Annotated in this window: 23 protein-coding genes; 11 read left to right on the top strand and 12 right to left on the bottom strand. The window is 42.8% G+C overall.

All coding sequences use genetic code 11. The features are described from left to right. Positions 1–199 precede the first annotated feature (199 nt). From map to ACO05V_RS08460, 5 genes are all read left to right on the top strand, one after another. A complete protein-coding gene (gene map / locus ACO05V_RS08480; protein ID WP_421849650.1) occupies positions 200–1,057 on the top strand; it encodes a type I methionyl aminopeptidase in 858 nt (285 codons plus the stop codon). 89 nt (positions 1,058–1,146) lie between these two features. Further along, the gene (gene glnD / locus ACO05V_RS08475) at positions 1,147–3,840 is read left to right on the top strand and encodes a [protein-PII] uridylyltransferase (RefSeq protein ID WP_421849647.1); all 2,694 of its coding nucleotides are present in this window, start codon (positions 1,147–1,149) and stop codon (positions 3,838–3,840) included. A gap of 6 nt (positions 3,841–3,846) precedes the next feature. Next, positions 3,847–5,034: a succinyldiaminopimelate transaminase gene (gene dapC, locus ACO05V_RS08470; RefSeq protein WP_421849645.1), complete on the top strand. Its 1,188-nt coding sequence runs from the start codon at positions 3,847–3,849 to the stop codon at positions 5,032–5,034. A gap of 46 nt (positions 5,035–5,080) precedes the next feature. Then, positions 5,081–6,118, top strand: a complete 1,038-nt coding sequence (gene dapD, locus ACO05V_RS08465; protein WP_421849642.1) for a 2,3,4,5-tetrahydropyridine-2,6-dicarboxylate N-succinyltransferase — start codon at positions 5,081–5,083, stop codon at positions 6,116–6,118. 69 nt (positions 6,119–6,187) lie between these two features. Then, positions 6,188–6,532 (top strand): ArsC family reductase, encoded by a 345-nt coding sequence (locus tag ACO05V_RS08460; protein ID WP_421849638.1) that lies wholly within the window; start codon positions 6,188–6,190, stop codon positions 6,530–6,532. Here ACO05V_RS08460 and ACO05V_RS08455 read toward each other — a convergent pair. Next, positions 6,529–6,732 carry a hypothetical protein gene (locus tag ACO05V_RS08455; protein WP_421849636.1) on the bottom strand — a complete coding sequence of 68 codons (204 nt, stop codon included), beginning with the start codon at positions 6,730–6,732 and terminating at the stop codon, positions 6,529–6,531. The genes ACO05V_RS08460 and ACO05V_RS08455 overlap by 4 nt on opposite strands. Before the next feature lie 79 nt (positions 6,733–6,811). Between ACO05V_RS08455 and dapE the strand changes: the two genes are divergently transcribed. The 4 genes from dapE to panD all read left to right on the top strand — a co-directional run bounded on the left by dapE (position 6,812) and on the right by panD (position 9,088). Continuing rightward, complete coding sequence (dapE, locus tag ACO05V_RS08450; protein WP_421849633.1) at positions 6,812–7,954, top strand: succinyl-diaminopimelate desuccinylase; 1,143 nt, start codon at positions 6,812–6,814, stop codon at positions 7,952–7,954. Between the two features lie 41 nt (positions 7,955–7,995). Then, positions 7,996–8,262, top strand: a complete 267-nt coding sequence (locus tag ACO05V_RS08445; protein ID WP_421849630.1) for a hypothetical protein — start codon at positions 7,996–7,998, stop codon at positions 8,260–8,262. A gap of 4 nt (positions 8,263–8,266) precedes the next feature. Continuing rightward, complete coding sequence (locus ACO05V_RS08440) at positions 8,267–8,641, top strand: hypothetical protein (RefSeq protein WP_421849627.1); 375 nt, start codon at positions 8,267–8,269, stop codon at positions 8,639–8,641. A gap of 66 nt (positions 8,642–8,707) precedes the next feature. Beyond that, positions 8,708–9,088: an aspartate 1-decarboxylase gene (panD, locus tag ACO05V_RS08435; protein ID WP_421849625.1), complete on the top strand. Its 381-nt coding sequence runs from the start codon at positions 8,708–8,710 to the stop codon at positions 9,086–9,088. A 116-nt stretch (positions 9,089–9,204) separates the two neighbouring features. Here the strand turns inward: panD and tpx are convergent, their stop codons facing one another. Continuing rightward, positions 9,205–9,702, bottom strand: coding sequence for a thiol peroxidase (tpx, locus tag ACO05V_RS08430; RefSeq protein ID WP_421849623.1), 498 nt, complete (start codon positions 9,700–9,702; stop codon positions 9,205–9,207). A gap of 26 nt (positions 9,703–9,728) precedes the next feature. After that, positions 9,729–10,199 carry a cold-shock protein gene (locus ACO05V_RS08425; RefSeq protein ID WP_421849620.1) on the bottom strand — a complete coding sequence of 157 codons (471 nt, stop codon included), beginning with the start codon at positions 10,197–10,199 and terminating at the stop codon, positions 9,729–9,731. 290 nt (positions 10,200–10,489) lie between these two features. On the opposite strand from ACO05V_RS08425, the gene ACO05V_RS08420 reads away from it, so the two are divergent. Continuing rightward, entirely contained in the window at positions 10,490–10,702 is a 213-nt protein-coding gene (locus tag ACO05V_RS08420) for a SlyX family protein (RefSeq protein ID WP_012068974.1), read from the top strand. 9 nt (positions 10,703–10,711) lie between these two features. Here ACO05V_RS08420 and ACO05V_RS08415 read toward each other — a convergent pair whose 3' ends face one another. The 9 genes from ACO05V_RS08415 to cysM form a co-directional block, all read right to left on the bottom strand. After that, entirely contained in the window at positions 10,712–11,506 is a 795-nt protein-coding gene (locus ACO05V_RS08415; RefSeq protein WP_421849617.1) for a class I SAM-dependent methyltransferase, read from the bottom strand. Between the two features lie 202 nt (positions 11,507–11,708). Continuing rightward, on the bottom strand, positions 11,709–12,509 hold the full coding sequence (locus ACO05V_RS08410; protein ID WP_421849614.1) for an undecaprenyl-diphosphate phosphatase: 801 nt from the start codon (positions 12,507–12,509) through the stop codon (positions 11,709–11,711). 4 nt (positions 12,510–12,513) lie between these two features. Beyond that, positions 12,514–13,221, bottom strand: coding sequence for a tRNA (adenosine(37)-N6)-threonylcarbamoyltransferase complex dimerization subunit type 1 TsaB (gene tsaB / locus ACO05V_RS08405; protein WP_421849611.1), 708 nt, complete (start codon positions 13,219–13,221; stop codon positions 12,514–12,516). 7 nt (positions 13,222–13,228) lie between these two features. Continuing rightward, a complete protein-coding gene (adk, locus tag ACO05V_RS08400) occupies positions 13,229–13,885 on the bottom strand; it encodes an adenylate kinase (protein ID WP_421849608.1) in 657 nt (218 codons plus the stop codon). Positions 13,886–14,109: 224 nt separating this feature from the next. After that, entirely contained in the window at positions 14,110–16,740 is a 2,631-nt protein-coding gene (gene ppc / locus ACO05V_RS08395) for a phosphoenolpyruvate carboxylase (RefSeq protein ID WP_421849605.1), read from the bottom strand. Between the two features lie 84 nt (positions 16,741–16,824). Beyond that, positions 16,825–17,634, bottom strand: coding sequence for a nucleoside triphosphate pyrophosphohydrolase (gene mazG / locus ACO05V_RS08390; protein WP_421849603.1), 810 nt, complete (start codon positions 17,632–17,634; stop codon positions 16,825–16,827). 141 nt (positions 17,635–17,775) lie between these two features. Beyond that, on the bottom strand, positions 17,776–20,025 hold the full coding sequence (gene relA, locus ACO05V_RS08385) for a GTP diphosphokinase (protein WP_421849600.1): 2,250 nt from the start codon (positions 20,023–20,025) through the stop codon (positions 17,776–17,778). Between the two features lie 16 nt (positions 20,026–20,041). Beyond that, on the bottom strand, positions 20,042–21,364 hold the full coding sequence (rlmD, locus tag ACO05V_RS08380; RefSeq protein WP_421849597.1) for a 23S rRNA (uracil(1939)-C(5))-methyltransferase RlmD: 1,323 nt from the start codon (positions 21,362–21,364) through the stop codon (positions 20,042–20,044). 155 nt (positions 21,365–21,519) lie between these two features. Further along, a complete protein-coding gene (gene cysM / locus ACO05V_RS08375) occupies positions 21,520–22,413 on the bottom strand; it encodes a cysteine synthase CysM (RefSeq protein WP_421849593.1) in 894 nt (297 codons plus the stop codon). 382 nt (positions 22,414–22,795) lie between these two features. Between cysM and ACO05V_RS08370 the strand changes: the two genes are divergently transcribed. After that, entirely contained in the window at positions 22,796–25,594 is a 2,799-nt protein-coding gene (locus ACO05V_RS08370; RefSeq protein WP_421849590.1) for a response regulator, read from the top strand. Positions 25,595–25,597: the final 3 nt, after the last annotated feature.

The following is a 25,597-nucleotide window of genomic DNA, read 5'->3' as shown; positions in this document are numbered from 1 at the left end:
CTTATTTTAGGCGCAAGCCTAACAAGCCGGCGTTTTATACCACATTCAAGCAAAAACCAAAAGGCTTGAACGTATTTTTTACACGTCATTAGAGGCACGTTTTTTTCAATCAGAGAGGCGATTCTACTGCTCAAGTCATGTAGAATGTCCCGCAGCTTACTCTCAATATAGACATAAACCTATTTAAGATACCTACATTATGAGCAACGAAATCCTACAAAAAGTTGAAGAACTGACCAAAAATGGTCGAATTGATGCACCTAGCTGGACGCCACGCCCAGCATCGACACGCTTTACAGACATTAGCGACATAGAAGGCATGCGCACCGCAGGCAAATTAGCCGCTGATGTTTTAGTTATGCTGGAAGAGTTTGTTGTGCCAGGCGTCACAACAGAACAAATTGATATCATTGCCCACAATTATATCATCGAAGTACAAGGCGCGATCCCAGCACCATTAAACTATCATGGCTTTCCTAAGTCCTGTTGCACTTCTGTCAATGATGTAATTTGCCATGGCATCCCAAACGACAAAGCCCTGAAAAAAGGCGACGTAGTCAATATTGATATCACCATTATCAAAGATGGTTATTACGGCGATACCAGCAAAATGTTTTTCGCAGGCCCTGCCCTACCTCACGCAGAACGCTTAGCAAGTGTCACTCAAGAATGCCTTTACCTTGCCATTGATATGGTGAAAACTGGCGTACTTCTTGGCGATATAGGCGCAGCCATTTCCGCCCATGCGCACAAACACCATTATACAGTAGTTGAAGAATACTGCGGCCACGGTGTTGGAACGACGTTTCATGGCGAGCCTCAAGTCGCTCATTATGGCAAGGCTGGCACAGGCGTTATGTTAGAAGAAGGCATGACACTTACCATTGAGCCAATGATTAACGCTGGCAAAAAACAGGTTAAGCACACCGGACCAGATAACTGGATTGCTAAAACCAAAGACGGCCGACTATCTGCACAGTACGAACACACTCTTCTAGTCACCGCCGATGGAGTAGAAGTACTTACTCGTCGACCAGAAGAAACTCGCTTCTCTTAAGGGAAGCGAGTGTATTTAAAACTTAATTTAGTACCGCTTAACTTATTGCAAACACCCTATAACAATTATTCATTCTTCGAGGCTATTGTATGGACTTCCCTGCTTTTCCAGACGCTCCGCCATTATTAACACAGGAAGAAAAACACGAGCTAGAACAACCAAACTGCTCTGTTTCACGCTACAAAGCCATCATTGAAGAAAAAACAACCATATTCAACGACCTTTTCCATTCTTTATATCCAATAGAAAAGCTCGTAAAAGGACTCTCTTCTTTTTATGACGAAGTAATGCAAGCCGCTTGGACATCTAAAGGGTTGAAAAGCGAGCCGCATGTCAGCCTTGTTGCGGTTGGCGGATATGGTCGCGGAGAATTACACCCTAAATCAGACATTGATCTACTGATTTTATTAGAGAATGAAACCTCCGCGCCAAAAAACAAAATCGAAGCTTTCATCACATTTCTTTGGGATATTAATCTAGATGTCGGTCACAGCGTCCGCACCATTGATGAATGTACGGAGATGGCAGCCAAAGACATTACCATCATTACTAACTTGATTGAGTCACGAACACTGATAGGGCCAATTGATTTACTAGCCACACTCAAGCTGCACGTTGACATCTCTCAAATGTGGGATGGACACTCTTTTTATCAAGCCAAACTAGCTGAGCAAAAACAACGTCACGCAAAATATCAAAACACCGCCTACAACCTAGAACCAAACCTAAAAAAATGCCCCGGCGGCCTTAGAGATATGCAAGTCATTGACTGGGTCGCTAAACGCCATCTACACACACATAGACTGAGCGCTTTAATAGATAAACACTTTTTGTCCGAAGATGAATACATCCAACTTAAAGGCGCGGTAAGCCACCTTTGGAGAATTCGCTGGGCTTTACACATGGTCGCAGGGCGCAAAGAAGATCGACTGCTTTTTGACCATCAGCGTACTCTTACCAAACTATTCGGTTTTGACGATGATGACTTAAAACGCAACGTTGAACGCTTTATGCAAGGCTACTACCAAAGCGTCGCTGCCATTCAACAACTCAACGATTTACTTCTTCAACACTTCGAAGAATCTTTTTTAGCCAAGGACGCCATCAATACCGTTGAAGTTATTAATGACCATTTTCAAATAGCCAACGGTCAACTTGAAGCCCGTTCCAAGACACTGTTTCAAGACACTCCTTCAAGCATGCTGGAAATATACGTTTTACTTGGGGCTCATGAAAACATCAAAGGCATTCGCGCCAACACAATGCGTCAACTGCGCGACAGCTTAGATCTAATTGATGACGATTTTAGAAACAACAAGACAAACACTGATCTATTCCTGGACATCATCGCCAGCCGATATAGATTAACAAGCATATTAAGATCGATGAAACACTTGGGCTTACTAGGCCGCTATTTACCAGAATTCGGCGCCATCATCGGACAAATGCAGCACGATCTATTTCATATTTATACGGTTGATGCTCATACACTCCAGCTGGTAGAGAATTTACGTCGTCTCTGGTTGCCAGAGTTCAAACAAAAATTCCTCATTTCAGCCCAAGCAATTCGCCACGTAGCAAAAGTTGAGCTGCTGTACATAGCAGGCTTATATCACGACATAGCCAAAGGCCGAGGTGGCGATCACTCTGAACTAGGTTGCGTAGACGCACAGGCTTTTTGCGAGCGTCATGGATTATCAAAACAGGATACAGACCTTGTCGTTTGGTTAGTAAGAAACCATCTATTCATGTCGGTTACTGCACAACGCAAAGACATTTCCGATCCAGAAGTAATTTGGGAATTTGCCAGCTACGTCAAGGATCAAGAGCATCTAGATTATTTGTTCATCCTCACTGTTGCCGACATCAACGCGACCAACCCAACCATGTGGAATAGTTGGCGAGCTTCTTTAATGCGTCAGCTTTATTTAGAAACCAAACGCGCCCTTCGCCGCGGATTGGATTTCCCAATCGATGCCGACATGATAAGTGACGAACACAAACAACGCGCCTTGGAGATTATCATCGAACGCAACGTCGATATTATGGAAGCGGAAGCGATTTGGGAAACCATAGAAGAAGAGTACTTTATTCGTTCAAATGGTGATGAAATAGCCTGGAACACGGAAGCTATTTTACGCCATCGCCCAAGTGAAAAACCGCTAATCGCCATCACACCATTAGGCGGACGAAACTTCTCAGGTGCAAGTAAAATCTTCATCTACACGTTAATCAGCAAACACTTGTTTGCCGTCACCGCAGCGACGTTTGAACAACTTGGCCTCACCATTCTAGACGCCAAAATCAGTCATACCACAGACCACTACAGCTTAGACAGTTTTGTTGTTATGGACAGCAACGACAGTGATAACAATCTTCATTTAGACAAAGAACGTATCACGCTTATTCGAAAAACATTGATGGAGCAATTAGAAACACCATCACTTTACGAAAGCGTCGTTCAGCGACACACGCCGAGGATTTTAAAGATATTTAACTCCCCGTCGACCGCTCACTTTGTCAGTCAACCAGAAGAAGTCTGGTCGGCTCTTGAAATAACCGCGCCTGACAGACCTGGTTTGTTAGCCTTAGTGGGGCAGTTTTTTATGAATCAAAACATCATGCTCCATAAGGCAAAAATCGCTACTCTAGGAGAACGCGTAGAAGATACTTTCTACATCACCGAAGAGAACGGTGATCTTATTACTGACCCTGAAACCATGAACAAAATTTGCACCCTTTTAAAAGAGAAAATAGACCGTTTTTCTCAAGCGATGGACTAAAGACCAATGAATCCTCTTATACACTCTTTGCACCCATACCCTTTCCAAAAGCTTGCAGAGCTTATAGAAGGGTTAACTCCAAACCCAGAAAAGCCGCTAATCAAACTAACGATTGGAGAGCCACAACACGATGCCCCATCTGTCGTGCTTGAGACACTTGCCAAAAGCCTAGGTGGCGTTAGCAAGTACCCAAGCACCAAAGGCGAATTACCGCTCCGAGACGCCATTAGCAAATGGGCGAAGCGTCGCTTTCATCTAGAAAAACTTGATCCTGATACGGAAGTTTTACCCGTTACTGGAACGCGAGAAGCACTGTTTGCTATTACCCAAACATTGGTTGGCGAAAAACAAAACGCTCTGGTTGTCAGCCCAAATCCTTTTTATCAAATTTACGAAGGCGCCGGCATTCTTGCGGGAGCCGAGCTGCATTTCCTACCTTGCGGAGCTGAAACAAACTACAAAGTAGATTACCAACTTGTCGACGACGCCACGTGGCAACGCTGCGAAGTATTGTTTGTTTGCTCACCCAACAACCCTAGCGGCAGCATCACCACATTAGAGGAATACGCCTACCTGATCGAGAAGGCCAAAACTTTCAACTTCACTATTGTGGCAGACGAATGTTATTCCGAGATTTACTTTGGCGATCAAGCACCACTAGGATTATTAGAAGCCTGTGAAATTTTGGGACACAAGGATTATAAACATTGCCTTATTTTCCAATCCCTATCAAAGCGCTCCAATTTGCCAGGCCTTCGGTCAGGCTTCGTGGCTGGAGACGCGTCTGTCCTTAAACCTTTTTTGTTGTATCGCACCTATCAAGGCTGCGCTATGCCCATTCATCATCAAGACGCCTCCGTCGCCGCTTGGAACGATGAAGAGCACGTTATAAAAAATCGCGAGATCTATACACGCAAATTTGATTCAGTTTTAGAAATATTGTCGCCAGTTATGCCAATATCTAAACCGGAAGCAGGCTTTTACCTTTGGCCGGAACTCAGTATAACTGATGAAGAGTTTTGCACTTCACTGTATCAAGAAGAGTCGGTTTTAGTCTTACCTGGCAGCTATTTAGGCCGTGACGTAGAAGGTATCAATCCAGGTAGCCACCATGTCCGCATGGCACTGGTTGCAGAAGAATCAGAATGTATTGAGGCAGCTAAAAGAATTAGAGACTTCCTCAGTCGCAGATAATCCATTAGTAACCCCCTTTAGACAGATAACTCAGCTGGAGAATCATATGAGTAATACAATTTTCGCGTTCGGTCTTGGTATCGGCTCACAAAATAAAGAAGGCAACTGGTTAGAAGTGTTCTATTCAGCACCCAGCCTAAACGTAGAAAAAAGTACGCTAGATGCACTTTTAGAAAGCACCAACTACGAAGGCGGCAACAGCACACTGGTATTAGATGAAAGCGACTTAAATCGCTTACACATGAGCCTTTTAAAAGCTGGCAACATCGAACAAGCAGAATTGGCTTCTCGCCTAAAAGCCTCTACAAAGCCGGTTATTCTTTGTGTATTAGCCACTGACGAAGCGCCAAGCAATCCTGCTGAAGTTTACTTAAAACTACAACTTATCTCCCATCGTTTAGTTAAACCTCACAACACAGTACTGGATGGTATGTTTGGTCTATTGATCAATACGGCGCGGACAAGCGAAGGCCCTATTGATGTTCGTGAACTAGCGGACCGTCAATTAAGCGCTCGTATGGAAGGACGTACAATCGAAGTATTTAGCGTCGATAAATTCCCTAAAATGCTAAACTTCATCGTCCCTACTGGAATCCGTGTTGGCGATGCGGCTCGCGTACGTCTAGGCGCTCACCTTGCTGAAGGTACAACCGTTATGCATGAAGGTTTTGTAAACTTCAATGCAGGAACACTTGGCAACAGCATGGTTGAAGGCCGTATCTCTGCTGGGGTTGTTGTAGGTAATGGTTCCGACCTTGGTGGCGGTTGTTCCACTATGGGCACACTGTCTGGCGGCGGAAACATTGTTATTGCTGTTGGCGAAAAATGCTTGATCGGCGCGAACGCCGGTATTGGCATTGGTCTAGGTGATCGCTGTATCGTTGAATCCGGTCTTTATATTACTGCGGGTTCTAAAGTGGCCGTTCTTGATGAAAACAACCAAGTTGTGTCTACAGTAAAAGCCCGCGAGCTTTCAGGTCAATCCGACCTATTGTTCCGCCGCAACTCAGCAACGGGCGCAATCGAATGCAAAACAAACAAAACCGCTATTGAGTTGAACGAAGCGCTTCACGCTCATAATTAATAGCGATAAAAAAACAACCAAATGCGCCATTTTGATTACTCACAAAATGGCGCATTGCGGGAATATAATATGATTAAAATATTTGGCATCAAAAACTGCGACACGATGAAAAAAGCCTTTCGCTGGTTAGATGAAAATAACCTAGAATACCAATTTCATGATTACAAAAAAGAAGGTGTAGACGAAGCTACAGTAAAAGCGTGGATAGATGAACTAGGCTGGGAAAACATCATCAATAAACGTGGCACAACTTGGCGGAAACTGGATGAAGAAACAAAAGGCACTATGGACAATAACAACGCCGTCCACATCATGATGGCTCAACCTTCTATCATTAAGCGCCCTTTACTAATGGTTAAAGAATCTATTTACCTAGGCTTCGATGCAGAAAGTTACGCACAAAAACTACTTTAGCGTAAAACAGGTGTGTAAATACGAGGCCTCTCTTTGTTCGATTTAGGTGACGACATTGGTGTCACTGTTGGCGTATAACCAGAAGATGAGACATCTGAACGAATCACTGGAACAAAATACGATTCTTGAATGACAGGCTGTTGAAAAAGGCTACAACCAGCGGAAATCAAACTCAAAAAAATAACGACACCTAATTTCATAACCCCACCTTTATTTGAATCTCCTGTTATAGTAACAGAATCTTCCATAAGGTAGCGAAAACCAATACAAAGGTAAAGAATGTCTGACTTATCCCCCACACTAAAACTTGCCCTAGATCTTATTTCTCGCCCTTCTGTGACACCAGAAGATGCAGGCTGCCAGGATCTAATGATAGAGCGATTGAAAAACATTGGTTTTGAAATCGAATACATGCCCTTCGGAGAAGTAAAAAACTTCTACGCTAAACGCGGCACATCCGGACCAAATCTTTGCTTTGCGGGGCATACAGATGTGGTACCAACAGGGCCCGAAGCCGAATGGAAAGTCCCACCATTTTCACCAACTATTGTTGATGGCATGCTATTCGGGCGCGGCGCGGCTGACATGAAAGGCAGCCTTGCCGCTATGGTGACCGCTGTTGAGGATTTTGTGGCCAAGCACCCCAACCATCAGGGGCAAATTTCTTTTTTAATCACCAGTGACGAGGAAGGCCCTTTCGTGGATGGCACAACCCGTGTGGTTGATGCTCTTATGGCTCGAAAAGAAAAAATTGATTGGTGTATTGTTGGCGAACCTTCAAGTACTAAAACACTGGGCGATGTCATCAAGAACGGTCGCCGAGGTTCATTCAGCGGAGACCTAACTGTTTATGGTAAACAAGGTCATGTTGCTTACCCGCACTTAGCAGAAAACCCTATTCATTTAGCAGCACCAGCACTTGCCGAAATGGCGAGTGCGCATTGGGATGATGGCAACGACTTTTTTCCGCCTACTAGCTTCCAAATTTCGAACATTCACTCTGGTACAGGCGCAACCAATGTTGTTCCCGGCAAACTAAACGCTCAGTTTAATTTCCGTTTTTCCTCTGAACTGGATTTTGATGCACTTAAAGTTCGTGTTATAGAAATCTTAGACAAGCATAATTTACGCTATGACATCGAATGGACTTATAATGGTTTACCATTCCTAACTCGCCCCGGTGAGTTAGTTGATGCAATTGTTGAAGCGGTGCAAAATACTGTCAATATCACTCCTGAACTATCAACTTCAGGCGGTACTTCAGACGGCCGATTCATTGCCAAAATGGGAACGCAAGTCGTGGAGCTTGGCCCCATAAACGCCACTATCCATCAAATCAATGAATGCGTCGAAGCCGAGAGCCTAAACCAGCTTTCAGAAATTTACGCTCGCATACTTGAGAATCTCTTTACTAAAAAGTAACCGAAGCAAAATAACCTGAGAGCACATAGAACAGCATCCGAATGAGAAACGCCATACATAAATTAGCGATGAAACTGGGTAACAACCCCAGAGCTGCACTTATCAAGATGATCCAAGGCGGATTGATTTTCGTCTTTGGCGTTCTTATGCTTATGGTGGCGGATCGTGTTGTTGTCGAGTCTCTTGCCCAAGAGATCATGGCGCTATTTGGATTGATACTTGCGGGTTGCGGCGTACTGTGGACACTTATTGGCTATTTATCAATGAGTGTTCTCAGAATTTACCACATGATTAAAAAGAAGGATTAGAACGATGCAAGCTGACATTGAAATATATGTATTGTCCTGCCCGACAGAGAAGATCATTTCCTGGCTAGAAAGTACATTTACTCTGGTCAAAAAAAGCAGTCCATCCACACTTTGCTCAAAAGTCATCATTGCATCAAATGATAACGAAATTGAGGTCACCATTTTAGAGCAAGCAGCAGGCAAGCGCTTTACCTCTATCTGGTTCGACTCAGACAAAACCCCTTGGGAAGATGACATAGCTTGCGCCAAACAAGCATTCGAATCCCTAAACTGTGAAGTACGTTGCAACTTTCAAGGATGGGAAGAAGAAGGCAACCAAGATCCAGACCAATGGTGGCGAATAAATAGCCACGAAGAAGGCCCATTTATTTGGAATTAACACGACAAATAAAAGCAGCGCCAAAAACAAACATGCGACATAGCAACAATTATAGAGACTTAATACATGCAAATTACTCTTCTTAAAGGCAAACTCCATATGGCAAGCGTAACCCAAGCTGAGCTTTGGTATGACGGTTCTTGCGCCATTGACAAAGACCTTGTAGAACTCGCTGGATTTAGAGAATTTGAGCAAATCGACATCTATAACGTCGATAACGGCGAACGCTTTCATACATACGTAATACTGGCAGAACCAGGCTCTGGCACTATTTCAATGAATGGCGCTGCCGCTAGAAAAGTACAAGTAGGTGATCGAGTTATCATTGCCGCTTATGGTCAAATGAACGAAGCGGAAGCCGATGAATTCAAGCCAAAATTAGTCTATCTAAACAAAGATAATAGTGTAGAAAGAACCACCAACACCACTCCCATGCAAAAAGATTAATCTAAGCACTTTTATTTAAGAGCGCAATTGCTTTCTTGAGAGCCAAAAGCTCTTTTACAACAACAAAAAAAAGGCCGCTCCTAAGTTGATTAGAAGCGGCCTTTTTATAATGATAATTACGACAATACAGCTAAAGCCGCTTCGTAATTAGGCTCATCAGCCGTTTCGGCAACTTGCTCTGTGTAAATGACAGAACCTTTTTCATCTAGCACTACAACAGCACGAGATAAAAGGCCTGCAAGAGGACCAGTTGCAAAAGTCAGACCATAATCATCGCCAAATGTTGAACGGAAAGTCGATCCAGTATCAACATTATCGATGCCTTCTGCACCACAAAAACGCGCTGCAGCAAAAGGTAAGTCAGCAGATACACAAATTACGTTAACACCTTTCAATGCCGCCGCCGATTCGTTGAACTTACGAACCGATGTTGCACAAGTAGGCGTATCAACCGAAGGAAAAATATTTAGCACCAATTTAGCGCCTTGATAATCTGCCAATGTAGCGACAGACAAATCCGTTTTAACAAGCTCAAATGCTGGAGCTACAGAACCTACAACAGGAAGGGAACCCACTGTTTCAAAAGGATTACCTTTTAATGTTACCGTTGCCATAAATACCTCTTAAATCGAATAAAAAATTAACCACGGATTATAGATACATTTTCAGCTTGCTTGCCTTTCTCACCTTCAGTGACATAAAAGCGAACCAACTGACCTTCAACTAAAAAGCGGCGACCACGACCACGGATAGCACGGTAATGAACAAAAACATCATCACCATTTTCCATGGTTAAAAAACCAAAACCTTTAGAAGAGTTGAACCATTTAACTGTTCCCTGCTCTCGATCATCGTCTTCGTCTTCTTCAGACTCAGAGTCATAACCGGCGGAACTGGCCTGGCTGACCATAGCACCGACATAAACAGATACTAGAATAAAGCCAAAATAGACTAGGAAATTTGTGCCCATTTCTTCTTTTAAAACGCCAGCCAAAAGCAGAGGCACAATCAAAGCAATAACAAGGCTAACTATAAATGTGCGCAACGAAAACAAACCGGAACCAACAGAAGACCCTTTATTACGCGAAACATTATCCTGATGATCATTCATAACAGTATATCTCTTATTAAATTAAATATTATTGTGAAGCAGGCCACTTTCTTCAAAGAAGTAAAGCCTGTGTTAGTACAAACGTGAATAAATGAATATTTTTACTAAACTCTTGCTGAAATCGCCATGTGAAGCTAAAGAAGATAGTAGTAAAATACTCAACTTCTTATGAGAGCAATTTTCACGCCACCCTTACAATTTAAATGACCAATACTTGCGTCAGATTTTTGTATAGAATTGCAAATTAAATATGAATTTAGCCTAGTAAGGTTAACACACAGAAGGTATCTATGAACACCTCACAAATCAATCAACGCATCGACGAATTAGAATTCAAACTGCAATTTCAAGAAGATACGATTGATAGTTTAAATCAGGCTCTTATTAGCCAACAAAAAGACATGCTATTGATGAAAGAAAAACTGGTTCTATTAGGCAATCAGCTAGAATCTTACCGCCAACAACAGCCTATTCATGATGGCGACAGACCACCGCACTACTAACAAAAAATACTAAGCAGAAATCGAGTCGAGTGATTTTAAAACGTAGACATCAAATCGTCCTGACTTTCCTTCCAATTGATAGGTTGGTTCAGCGTTATCTAAAAATGGAGCGCCTTTAGGGCGTTTCACAACCACTCTATATTCCGCCAGACGCAATGCGTAAGACAGCAAGCTATCGGCATCTAAATCCTTGCCTACCAAATCCCTAAAAAATGCCATTTCTTTTTTGGCTGCAGCTGACGATTTATCTGTGTGTGGATACATAGGATCCAAATACACCACATCAAACACCCCTTGTTCATCGATACCAGTGATATCGGAATCAAGCAAAAACATCTTAGCGACAATCTCAGCCACTTCATGATGAAAAGACGCTCTATATAAACCGTCCTCTAACATAGCTCTAACAAAGCCCACACGCTCACAAAGAGAAACAGAACAGCCAAGACAAGCCAACACAAAAGCATCTCGCCCCAAACCAGCCGTTGCATCAAGAATAGATAAGTTTCCTCGCTTATTCAGTCCAACCGCTTTAGCAATATCTTGTCCTTTTCCGCCACCAAACCGTCGTCTGTGATCAACAGCCCCAGAGGTAAAATCCACATAAACGGGCTTAGGCGCGCCCTTTCCGGTTTTAGCCACTGCAATGCCATCCGTTGTTTTCAATAGAAGATAATCATATTTGGAAACAAACTTAAGAGGCTCATGCAACAGTATGAAATCGAGATTCAACGACTTAGCCAATAAGCGAGATTCCGGCTCCAAAAACTTATCTGTTGTTGCTACTGCAATAGAATTGGGCAAAAGCCTCTCTCCAAAAAAACATCACTAAACAAGAATGAAAACGCGCGTCACCGCATTGTAATAACGCTAAATAAAACGAATATTTATATGATTACAAATAGAAAAAGCCTCTAAATATTAGAAGCTTTTCATCTTAACTAAAGAAGCTAATCCGTCACATCAAACAATAAAGCACTTAATCTAGCTAAATACCATCAAGCCTCTAGAGATAAACAATTAATAGAAGGGCTATCCCCAAGACTAATCTATAGACAAAGAACGGAAAAAAACCAATCCTATTAAGCCACTTCAAAAATAGATATATACAAAGATAGGCGCTGATTGCAGACAGAATAACGCCCATCAAGATACTCACCCAATCGACCGCAATATCTGACGACACAAGCTCAATCGACTTTAAGCCACCAGCAGCCAAAATAAGAGGGATAGACAAAAGAAATGAAAACCGAGCAGCACACTCACGGCTAAAACCGAGAGAACGAGCAGCCGTCATCGTAATACCAGAACGAGAGGTCCCAGGAATTAAAGCAAGCGCTTGAGCCAAACCAATATAAAGCACATTTTTTAAGCCAAAGTCTTGCTCAGTTTTGTTAGAAGCGCCATATCGGTCAGACAACCAAAGCAACACACCAAATCCAATGGTGGCATAAGCAATCACTTCCAAAGAACGCAGGTTGGTACTAATAAAGTCATCAAATAGCAAACCTGCAATACAAGCAGGCAAAGTAGCAAGACAGATCCACCAAGCTAAACGACTATCTGATGTCGAGCGCCTATCTCTAATGGATACACACCACGCCACCACAATTTGCACGATGTCTTTTCTAAAATAGCCAACAATGGCAATTAACGTTCCTACATGCACAGCAACATCAAACGCCAGCCCTTGATCAGGCCAATGCAGTAATTGCGCAGGAAGTATTAAATGAGCAGAACTTGAAATAGGCAGAAACTCTGTTAATCCTTGAATCACTGCCAAAAAAACGATGTGATACCACAACATATAACTAACGCTTCCCTATACGCGGAGCCTGTTTTTCCCAGCTAATCTCATCCCTTAAATAAGTAGGAATAGCATCATAGGCAGCTACCATTTCACCTTTTTTAAATTGCAACAGCGCCAATTCAGCAATACAAGCGGCACGAGGTGCTAAATCAGTCAAAATATGGTCGGGAGGAGTAGGCAGCAAAGGCGTTAAAACATCTTCATAGCACCAGCCAGAACCGACACCGTCAAAGCCTGTTGAAAACGCAGATAACTCAGAAGGTTTTGCAACACATTCATCAATCAATGACTCTATTTCGTAACACCCTGCATCTTTATTGACGCTATAACCCCCCATGTAAATTTCGCCCATACGAGCATCAAGAGCGGCTAGCCAATTATTTTTACCCGTCTTTTGAAAACCTTCTAAAGCCAACGCAGCAAGCGTAGAAACAGGGATAACAGGCAAATCTGCACCGAAGGCAAGACCTTGTACAACCCCGGCACTGATTCTTAGCCCAGTAAAAGACCCTGGCCCTCGCCCAAAAGCGATAGCATCTAGATCTGATAAAGCCAAACCAGCTTGACTAAGAATCTGATCAACCATTGGCAAAATCAGATCATTATGAAGACGCGGAGCCATGCGGAAGTCTTCCAGCACAACCCCATCAATATTCAACGCCACTGAGCAAGCAGGCGTTGATGTATCTAATGCTAAAATAACCGTCATTGAATGATTAAGCCTTTAACGATGCTAATAGGCTTTGTTTAATTTCATTCAAATCGCCAATACCATTAACTTTGACAAACTTAGGCGCTGTTGCGCTGTCTGCTTTTAACCAATCTTGGTAGTAACCAATTAATGGCGCGGTTTGATCATGGTAAACACCTAAGCGAAGACGAACTGTTTCTTCTGTGTCGTCGGCACGCTGCACAAGGTCATCCCCTGTCACATCGTCTTTGCCTTCTACTTTAGGTGGATTGTAAATCACATGATAAGTGCGACCTGATGCTTCATGAACACGGCGTCCGCTCATACGCTTTACAATTTCTTCATCGGCAACATCAATTTCAACGACATAATCAATTTTAACGCCAGCGTCTTTCAAAGCATCGGCCTGAGGAATAGTACGCGGAAAACCATCAAACAAAGCGCCATTGGTACAATCGTCTTGCATCAGACGCTCTTTAACTAAACCAATAATAATATCATCAGAAACAAGTTGCCCTGCGTCCATAACCGCTTTGGCTTTTAAGCCCATCTCACTTCCAGCTTTTACGGCCGCACGCAACATATCACCTGTAGAGATTTGTGGAATGCCAAACTCCTCTGTAATGAATTGAGCTTGAGTACCTTTACCAGCGCCTGGCGCACCTAATAATATTACTCGCATAAAAAGTCTCCAAAGACAGCGTTAACTGAATAGCAAGGATGACTGGCACAATGTCTCATCAACGTGCAATTAAGCACGGCAGCAAGGTGACAGACAAACCAATTGCATACTAAAAAATTGAATGGCCGCCAAGCATACCCAAGCAGCCAACCATTATGCAAATTTACCTGCCTTTTTTTATCATTTTCTTACTCATAATGAGCATTTATCAACCAGATTTGCAATTAGCCCGTATTTTGCATGCCACTAGCAATACCCGCCATGGTAATCATTAAGGCTTTATTCACTTCAGCATTTTCTTCATCTTTGCGACTGCGATACAAAAGCTCCGCCTGCAAATAGTGCAACGGATCTATATACGGGTTACGCACGTCAATAGATTGACGTATAGTTTTATTATCTTCAATGAGTCGCTCTTGCTTCTTAAGCATTTTCACCAGCTCACTCACCTGCTTAAGCTTGCTGCGTAGCAAACGCCCTAAGCCTTGCAATTCTTCACCTACTAAACGCTTTTCATAATACTCAGCAATTTCCGGCTCTGCTTTTGCTAACACCATGTCGAGCATGTCCAAGTAAGCCCCAAAGAAAGGCCATTTTTTGTGCATCTCGCGTAGCTTTTCTAAATTGCCGGACTCAACACCTTGCTGTAAGGCACTCTCAGCGCCCAACCAAGCAGGCAACATAAGGCGAATTTGCATCCAAGCAAAGATCCAAGGAATAGCTCGCAAACTTTCTACACCACCATCCGATCGACGACGTGCAGGGCGAGAGCCTAAAGGCAATTTTGCCAACTCTTGCTCTGGTGTTGTCGCTCTAAAGTAAGGCACAAAGTCTTCATGTCCACGAATAATGGAGCGATATTGATTCATTCCTACTTCGGCCATTTCATCCATAATCGCACGCCATTCCTCTTTTGGAGGCTCAGCAGGAATCAAAGACGCCTCCATCACAGCGGAACAATAAAGCTCTAAAGAACGTACCGCGATATCCGGAATACCAAACTTAAAGCGAATCATTTCACCTTGCTCAGTCACTCGAATAGCACCGTTCACGGAACCAGGCGGTTGCGACAAAATCGCCACATGAGCTGGGCCGCCGCCACGACCTACGGTGCCGCCACGACCATGGAACAAAGTCAGATGAATACCATGTTTTTTACAAAGGCGAGTCAACGCCTCTTGCGCTCGATATTGCCCCCACGTCGCGGCAATTTGTCCAGCATCTTTGGCAGAATCCGAATAACCTATCATCACTTCTTGACGGCCATTGATATAAGACTTGTACCAAGGAATTGAGAATAGCTGCTCGATAATCGGCTCAGCATTATCCAAATCAGCAAGGGTTTCGAACAAAGGTACAATACGCATTGGAAAACTAACACCAGACTCTTTCAGCATTAAGGCAACTGCCAAAACATCCGATGGCGCACTGGCCATTGAAATAACATAAGAGCCAAACGAATTCTGCTGACCTTGGGAAATCATCGCGAATGTATCGAGCACTTCTTTCACTTCAGCTGTTGGCGTCCACTCCATAGGTAAAAGCGGACGTTTAGAATTCAACTCGGTCAACAAGAAAGCTTGTCGGGACGCTTCATCCCATTCGGCGTAATCACCAAGCCCATAAAAGCGCGTAATAGCAGATAAGGCATCGATATGACGAGAAGCATCTTGGCGAACATCCAAACGAACTAAGGTCGAGCCAAAGGTTGCCGCACAACGAATAAGATCAAGCAGTGACCCATTAGCAATCACCTTCATACCGCAATCTAACAAAGACTGATAGCACAAAATAAGATCATCGGTGAGCTCTTGAATATCAAGAAAAATATCCTCACCAGAAGTTGGTTTACCATCCAAGCATGCTTTCGCCCAGTTTTTGGTCGCCAACATCTTGTTTTCTAGATGTCGTAAGACTTCCCGATAAGGCTGAGCGCTATCGCCAACACGTGCGCGTAGAGCAGCATTACACTGCGTCATAGAAAACTCTGACCGCAGCACATTTAAGTCTTTTATATAAAGATCAGCGGCCATCCAACGAGCCAACAAAGTCACTTCTTTGGTTACTTTATGAGTCACATTCGGATTACCGTCTCGGTCACCGCCCATCCAAGTCGCAAAGCGAATAGGCGCCAAATCCAAAGGCAAACGATCTTCTTTTGAAAACTCACTAAATTGTTCATCTAGCTGACGGAAAAACCGTGGCACGGCCTGCCATAAGGATTGCTCAATAACAGCAAAACCCCATTTTGCCTCATCAACAGGTGTAGGTCGCTCTTCGCGAATTTCGTCAGTATGCCAAGCCTGAGTAATAATCTCTTTCAGCCGACGGATATGTTTGGTTTCTTCTAAGGGCAGAATATTATCTTTGTCGAGGGCTTCTAGTTCACTGGAAATATTGTCGTATTTTCGAATCAGCGAACGACGAACCACTTCAGTTGGATGAGCAGTAAGAACAAGCTCGATAGATTGAGATTGCAACGATGCAACCATTTGCTCGGCAGTAAAATTCTGTTTTGAAAGGCGAGTTAACAAATCTCCGACCGGGTTATGGTATACACCCAAACTTTCATTAGTACGTCGGCGATGTACTCGGTGATATTGTTCAGCAATATTAGATAAGTTCAAAAACTGATTAAATGCTCTAGCAACCGGCACGATCTCTTTGTCATCCAATGCTTCTAAGGCTTGAATAAGAGCGGCTGAGTCGCCTGATTGACGTCCATCTTTCGAAAGCAACCGGATGTTTTCCACTTTTTCTAAAAAACCTTCCCCCAAATGATTGCTCATGCTCTCGCCAAGACAGTCTCCTAGCAACCTAACATTTTCGCGTAATGACGCCTGACTATCACTCACTTCACCCTCCTAATGTTGCCAATAACGCCTTACAAGCGTTCTATTATTCATCCAACCTATTATTTATCCAACAAATAAGCCAGCCTACAAACCTTCGCTTTTGGCCTGATCCCAATAATGATCTAATTCCTCTAAAGAACAATCTGTTAGTTTCTTATTTTGCGCCGACACAAGGGTTTCGATTTTACCAAAGCGCCGGCGGAATTTTATATTTGTTTTGTTTAACGCTAAATCAGGTGAAACATTAAGATGGCGAGCCAAGTTACTGACCGCAAACAAAACGTCGCCCATCTCTTCTTCGACATGAAGGCGATTTTGCTCCTTCATTGCTTCTTCTAGTTCATCAAGCTCTTCTCTAATCTTGTCAAAAACTGGCACGACATCAGGCCAATCAAAGCCAACTTTAGCGACTTTCTGTTGAATTTTCACTGCTTGCATTAATGCAGGCATAGAAGCAGGCACGTCAGCCAACAAGCTATTATTTGTTGGGCCTTTTGCTTTTTCTTGCGCCTTAATTTGCTGCCATTGCTGTGCTATTTGTTCTTCAGTTAACGTTGTTGGTTCGCCAAAACGAGTGATATCAGCTTCAGGAAAAACATGAGGATGGCGGCGCAGCATTTTTTCAACAATACCAGCCGCGATATCATCAAACGTAAAACGTTGCTCTTCTTCCGCCATTTGCGCATAAAAAATCACTTGGAAAAGTAAATCGCCTAGCTCTTCTTTTAAATGCTCGAAATCTTCACGTTCAATGGCATCCAACACTTCATACGTTTCTTCTAACGTATAAGGTGCAATGCTTTTATAAGTCTGCTTTTTATCCCAAGCACAACCAAACTGTTTGTCCCTCAGACAACGCATCAAATACTGTAGCTGTGTTATCGAATTACTCAAAGAGACCTCCGCACGATGTTACGAGCAAAACCAAGACGAGGCAAAAACAGACGAGAAAACGGAGTCTATAAGTTATAAATGAGTATTTCGAGTCTGTTTTTAACAAAGTATTGGTGAGCACAGTAGTCGTGCAAAGGTCTCTCAAAAGTCTCTCTCCCTAAATACATTCAGAACGTTTGGCAGCTGATTAATACGATGCAGCAATTTACTCAACACACTCAATTCGCCCACTTCAATCGTAAAGCGAATACTTGCCGTGTGGTTTTCTTTTGCTGATATGGTATTCATCGACAATAGATTTACTTTTTCATTCGCCAACAAACTGGTGATGTCGTTGAGCAAACCAGTGCGGTCGTAAGCTTCTACCTGAATATTGACAGGATATTGGTTATCTAGCTCTTCCCCCCAACTTACATCAATAATACGTTCGGGCTCTTCTAAGCCTAATTGAACAATATTAATACAATCTTGCCTGTGCACGGACACACCACGACCTTGGGTGATAAAACCAACAATGTCATCACCTGGAATAGGCGTACAACATTTGGCCATCTGGGTTAATAACTTGCCCACCCCCAAGATATGAATATCGTTATCCGAAGATTTGTGACGGCTCTTTTTCAGACGAATTGGACGAGGAGTTGCCGTCTCTCCATTCAAATTGTAGAAGTCATCAATGACACGTAGTACGCGAGATAATTGAATATCTCCCGCGCCAAGCGCTACATATACTTCTTCAGCATAAGAAAAATTAAAGCGAGAAGAAATGGCTTGTAAATCGATACGATTATCTTCAAGACCAAGTCTCTTCAATTGTTTATCGAGTAAATGCTTACCGGCTTCAAGGTTTTTCTCTCGATCTTCTTTTCTAAACCAGTTTTGAATCTTGGCTCGAGCACGGTTGGTTTGTACATAACCTAGTGTCGGATGTAACCAATCACGGCTAGGACCACCCTCTTTGGTGGTGAGAATTTCAACTTTGTCGCCGATTTTTAAGTGAGTGACCAAGGAAATGATTTTGCCGTTGACCTTGGCACCACGACAGCGATGGCCAATTTCAGTGTGAACTCGATACGCAAAATCCACCGCAGTCGCATTAATAGGTAAATCGACTACATGACCGTCAGGGGTAAAGACATAAATACGATCTTGCTCGATATCGCTGCGTACTTGCTCAGACAAAGATTCCAAATCGCCTTGCACTTCATGGAAATCCAAAATGGTTCTTAGCCACTGAAGCTTTTCTTCGTAGCTACTGCTATTAGAACTTAAATCCGTACCTTTGTATTTCCAGTGTGCACAACCCCCAAGTTCTGCGTCTTCATGCATTTTGTGGGTACGAATCTGAATCTCTAGAGCACGGCCTTGAGGGCCAATAACAGCGGTATGCAATGACTGATAACCGTTCGATTTGGGGTTACTAATGTAATCATCAAACTCCTGAGGTATTGGACGCCATAAGTTGTGTACCACACCGAGAACGCCATAACATTCCATCGGTTCATCCACTAAAATGCGGACAGCGCGGACGTCGTATACCTCATCAAAGCCAATATTTTTGCGCTTCATTTTGCGCCAAATACTGTAGATGTGCTTTGCTCTTCCCATCAGATCGGCATGAATATTAATGCCTTTCAAACGCTCATCTAACAGCTTAATAACATCATCAATGAACTGCTGACGATCAAGGCGCTTTTCATCTAACCACTTGGCGATACGTTTGTAATCGGTAGGATAAAGATAGCGGAAAGAGAGATCTTCTAATTCCCATTTGATATGACCAATACCCAAACGATGGGCCAACGGCGCATAAACACTCTGTACTTCCAGCGCAACAGCAACACGACGATCTTCGTCTTGATGCTTAGCTTCTTTAATCGCGCAGGCACGCTCAGCAAGCTTTATCAGCACCACTCGCACGTCATCAATGATAGAAACCAGCATTTTGCGCAGTGATTCCAGCTGATTTTCACTGCTGCCTAATACCTCGGCAGCTGAGTCGGCGGTCAAATTCTTCGAGACTTCACCCATTTTTATTACCCCTTCGACAAGCGAAGAGACTTTTCGACCAAACATTTCAGTCACACGGGAAATGGGTAATTGATCTTCTCGTACAACACGATATAAGGCGGCGGCTACTAATGAATCTTGGTCTGCTCGAAAACCGGAGAGGATTTCCACCATTTCCAGTCCAGCACGGAAAGTACTCGCTTGCGCCCCCCAGTAAGAGGGTCGAGCGCACTGTAGTTCAGCTTGACGAGCCAACTCACAGGCCATACGTAAAGGAACTCGAGTACTATCGTCAATCAGATGTGAAAAATGCCCCATCCAAGCATCAATATCGACACTACCATCCTCTAATACAGGGTGATCTTTTCTTACCGTTACCATTTGTCCGCCCTTAAATTTACTTCTTTTTTTGCAATAACATCATCGTTTCTACATGGGAGGTTTGTGGAAACATGTCCATCAAACCAACACGTAAAACACGATATCCCTTTGCAACTAAATACTCGGCATCCCTAGCTAAAGTAGAAGCATTGCAAGAAACATACAATATTTGCTTTGGCCTAATTTTTATTATGCTGTCTAAAAATTCAAATGCACCAGCACGAGGTGGATCCAACAATACTTTGGTAATGGTCTGCTTAAAAAGTTCATTATTCACAGGCTTAGTCAAATCAGCTGCCACAAAAGACAGGTTATCCAAACCATTAACTCGCGCATTTTCTCGCGCAGCTTCAACCATCGTTTCTTGCACTTCAACGCCAATGACTGATTGTGCATGCTGTGCCAACGGTAAAGAAAAGTTTCCCACACCGCAAAACAAATCCAATACAACATCTTGCTTACTTGGGCTTAACCAGTCCATAGCTTGTGCTACCATTTTTTGATTCATGACGGCATTTACTTGAATAAAGTCTTGCGGATGATATTTCAAACTCAAGTCGCCAAGATCATAATAGCGCATTTTTTCAAGCGCCACTTCCGCCTTGCTCGCTTTTGGTGCTTGCCAATATAAAGTGATTTGTGCCTTTTCAGCCCAATCTTCCCACACTTTTTGACGCTCATCAGAAATCGAAGATGTTAAGCGAAACAATACAGAAACACCTTTCGTGTCTTCAAGTAATTCTACATGGCCCAGTACACCCGCCAGATCATTTTCTAATAAGGCATGCTTAAGTGAAAGGAAGGTACTTTGCAAATTAGTGGTAAGCACAACACATTGATCAATCGAGATGATTTCGTTGGATGCTTTCCCACGGAAACCTAATGCCATACGGCCTTTTTTTAGATCAATTGCGATACGAGCACGTCGACGATAACCAGTAGATGTATCTGATAGCAGTTCTAATTCTTGGGTTGTGATTAGATTGCGCAGCTGTCCTTGCAACCAATTGGCTTTTGCAGAGAGCTGTTGCTCATCAGCTAAATGCTGAAAACTGCAGCCGCCACAGACATTGAAATGCTGACAGGATGCTTCAACTCGATGAGCGCTTGGCTCAATGATGTTCACCAAAATCGCTTCATCAAAACGACGCCCAGCTTTGGTAACTTGCGCTTCGACGGTTTCACCCGGTAAAGCGCCTTCAATAAAGGTCACTTTACCTTGCAAACGGGCGACGCCTTTTGCTTCATGTGTCAAACCATCCACTACGAAGGTTTGTATTGGCCCCATCGGCTGAGGCTTAGAAGTTATTGTTCGACGTGGCGGTGTTCTTCTTCTCAAAGGAGGCTCTCTTATTCCCGACTCTCTTTATTGGGATAAATAGGATAAATGCGCGGTTATTCTATCGCATCTGAATACAGAACAGTACGCGAAAGCGAGCCTTAAATAATTGCAAGTTTCTAATGTCCTGACTCGATATTTCTGGCAAAGATATCCTAGCTATCAAAAACACCGGTAGACAAATATCGATCACCACGATCACAAACAATCGCAACGATCACAGCATCATTCAACTTTTTAGACAACTCTAAGGCCACAGCAACGGAACCCCCAGAAGACACACCACAGAAAATACCTTCTTCTTTTGCTAAGCGACGCATCGTCACTTCGGCGGCTTCTTGAGACACATCCATTACTGTATCCACTCGAGTCTCATCAAAAACAGACGGCAAATACTCTTTTGGCCAACGTCGAATGCCAGGAATGCTGGAGCCGTCTTGAGGTTGAAGCCCTACAATTTGAATGTCTTTATTTTGCTCTTTCAAATAATGCGAAACCCCCATAATGGTGCCAGTGGTTCCCATCGAACTTACAAAGTGTGTCACTGAACCTTGTGTTTGTTGCCAAATTTCTGGCCCAGTTGTTACATAATGTGCATTCGGGTTATCTTGGTTAGCAAATTGATTTAAGACAATACCAACACCTTGATCTTGCATCTCTTGAGCGAGATCTCGCGCTTTTTCCATGCCCTCTTCTTTTGTCACCAAGTGCAATATTGCCCCATAAGCCGACATAGCAGACTTACGTTCCTGACTCATGTTGTCAGGCATAATTAAGTGCATTTTATAGCCTTTAATCGCTGCCACCATGGCTAACGCAATCCCAGTATTGCCGCTGGTTGCTTCGATCAAACTATCTCCCGGCTTTATATCACCGCGAAGCTCTGCCTGAAGTATCATATTTAAAGCGGGACGGTCTTTCACTGAGCCTGCCGGATTTTGTCCTTCAAGCTTTAATAAAATCGTATTACTTGAATTAGGATTGATGCGCTGCAAGCGAACCAAAGGAGTTTGCCCGATTAAGGACTCGATACTAGGGTATTGGATCATAAAAAAACTTCATTGACATTGATGACTTAGGGAATGAAACTTAACACTCAAGCCTATTTAAGAACACTTACGCTAAACAGTACAATAAGAAAGCGTTATAAACTTAGTTTCAATTTCGCATTCTAGAGTAAAAGATATGCCCATAACACGCATTTTCGCCGTACTTTTTTTATTACTCATGATAAGTAGCTGTGACAAGTCCACCAAAGACCTTACAGGGCTGAACAGTGTAGAACTCAGAAAAAAATGGCGTGAATGTGCTTACATTCACACTCCATCTAGCAGTGAACAGCAGATGTGTGCTAACTATGAAAAAGAATGTAATGACCGTAAAAATAAAGGCAATCTATCTTGCTATTAACTCGCCTATTAGATTTGTCGCATGAAGAAATTACCACTTATACATTTACCAACACCTAGCTTAAGCAATAAATTGTTTTGGGCATTGTTTGCGCCTGTCTTTGTTGTTTCTTTATTGTCCTGTGGTTTTCTCTTATCTACTCGCTTTAATGACCTAAACCGAAGTCTATACGAACGTACATTACATATAACCCAACAAGTTGCCACTACCAGCGAATACGCCATTGTCTTTTCCGACCAAAATATGATGTATCGGTTATTACAAAATGCATTAAACAATCAAGACATTAGCAGCGTACAGCTCTTTAACAGTGAACAAAAACTCATTGCGGAATTAGGCAAAGCGCCTGAGCCAAGCAATGCCATTTTTCCAGATGAAATCACCATAAAAGAATACGATACTTATTTAGAATCCATGAGCACTATCCACTACACTAGCAATACACTAGATGGCGTTTTTAACTCTCAAGCAGATTTATTCAACTCTGTAGATCAACGAAGCTTAATTGGTTGGGTAAAAATTGAAGCCAACAAATCTTCTATTCAAATAGAAAAATATCAATACGCTACTCTGATTTTTTTCATTCTACTTATCTTTAATATATTGGTTATATTAGGGGCATCTCACCTATCAAAAACATTAACCTTACCAATAAATAGGCTCTCTTCTGCGTTGAGCAAACTGGTTAAGGGCCAGTTTTCTAATATCAAGTTAATGAAATTCCCACCGGAATACGCGGCACTCCAAAAAGACCTATTTGATCTAACCGAAAGATTAGAACACCACAATGAAGAACTAATTGCAGGCATTGAACAATCAACTGAAGACATCCGCCGCAGCATGGATAGCATGGAAGAAAAAAGCGCGCAGCTACACATAGCAAACCGCGAGGCCATGGAGTCAAACCGTTTGAAATCGCAGTTTCTGGCCAACATTAGCCACGAAGTTCGTACTCCGTTGAACGCTATTTTGGGTTACACCAAAACCTTGCAGAAAGACATAACAGATACCCAACAGCGACTTTATGTGGATACCATTGAACAATCGACCAATAGCCTACTTACCATTATTGGCGACATATTAGATTTCTCTAAAATTGAAGCAGGAAAATTAAACCTTGAAAGTAACCACTTCAATCTGAAAGCGCTTCTCGACGACGTTTATCAAATCCTCAGTATCAACCTGCTAACGAAAGACAAGCAAATCGATTTGGTACCAGAATTTAATCAGGACGTACCAGAATGGGTAATTGGTGACAGCACACGAGTTCGTCAGATTTTAACCAACTTAATTGGTAACGCCATCAAGTTCACCCACCAAGGTTCGGTGCGAACAAAAGTATCTATCACAGCGCAAAACGGCCAAGATGTCACACTATCTTTTCAAATCATAGACACTGGAATAGGTATTGCCGAACACAAAATAAACCGTCTGTTTAAGCCCTTTTCACAAGTAGATACCAGTACAACTAGACAATTCGGCGGCACTGGGCTTGGCTTGGTTATTACCAAAAAATTAGTTGAGCAAATGAATGGCAAAATCGAAGTGAGCAGCGACCCAAGCATTGGATCAACCTTCCGCTTCACCATCAATCTCAAAGCCTCACCAAAATTGAGCAAGGATAAAAGCGCACTAAATCGCCACGTGGTTTTACTCGAACCAAGTGCAACCTATAAAAGCTATCTCAGCAGTTATCTGAAGAACATTGGCGTTAGCTGCACAGCTTGTTCTGACTTAGAGCAAATGGTCGCCCTACTAAATAAACAACATGACACTATTGATGCAATTTTACTGAGCATGATACCAGACGATCAAAATGTTGCCGAAGCTCGCGAATTAATTAATTATTCAACGCAACAATTTTCTATTCCCTGTATTTTAATGATTCAGCCACCTGGCCAAATTGCACATTATCCAGACCTAAAAGACTTGTGCAGTGACATCCTGCTTAAACCTATAAGTCAAGATCGTCTCTACAATGCACTGCAACACCTTAGTAACAGCAGCGCCCCAATTACACCTAAGCAACCTCAGATAAATACACTACATGAAAGAATTAGCGGCCTTAAGATTCTGGCGGTAGATGATTCACCAATAAATCTACAACTGCTCAAACACTGGCTAGAGCCTATTGGCTTAGAAGTATCTTTAGCCTACAGTGGACGACAAGCCATAGATATGGCGATGAACGAAAGCTACGATCAGATCTTCATGGACATACAAATGCCAGAAATGGACGGCATGGAAACCACGCGACAACTTCGGCAAATAGAAAATTATAAAAACACACCCATTATTGCGCTAACCGCTCACGCCTTAGGATCAGAACAACAACAGATCTTGTCTAGCGGCATGAATGCCTATCTAACCAAGCCCATAAATGAAGAGCTATTACTTAGCACGATTGAAACCTGGCGTGCCAATACAGAAACCTTTCAAGATCAAGTTGATGCGAAACTTGTTGGTATTTTCGATTTAGAAAAAGCGCTCGAAATCGTTGATGGCAAAACCAACATAGCAAAAGAAATGTTTGATATGCTGGCAGACTCTCTGGATGCAGAGAAAAAACTTATCCGGCATCATCTCGAGAACCAAGACACAGAAAAACTCATTGAAGTGGTACATAGAATACACGGTGCCTCTAAATATACTGGCACCATCAACATCGCACGCCATGCTGGTTTTTTAGAAACACATTTGAAGGAATTAGGTTTGGAAGGCGCTGACGGCGTAGCGGAAGACTTCATTGAAGCAATTGAAGAGCTGCTAAACCATAGACAGCTTATTCCTTGGCCTCAGTTCTTAGATTCAACTATTTAGACT

The organism is Marinomonas sp. (genome assembly GCF_965225885.1).
In the GTDB taxonomy this organism is placed as follows: domain Bacteria; phylum Pseudomonadota; class Gammaproteobacteria; order Pseudomonadales; family Marinomonadaceae; genus Marinomonas.
The sequence above is the reverse complement of the archived record's forward strand: the minus strand, read 5'-3'. Positions and strand labels throughout refer to the sequence as shown.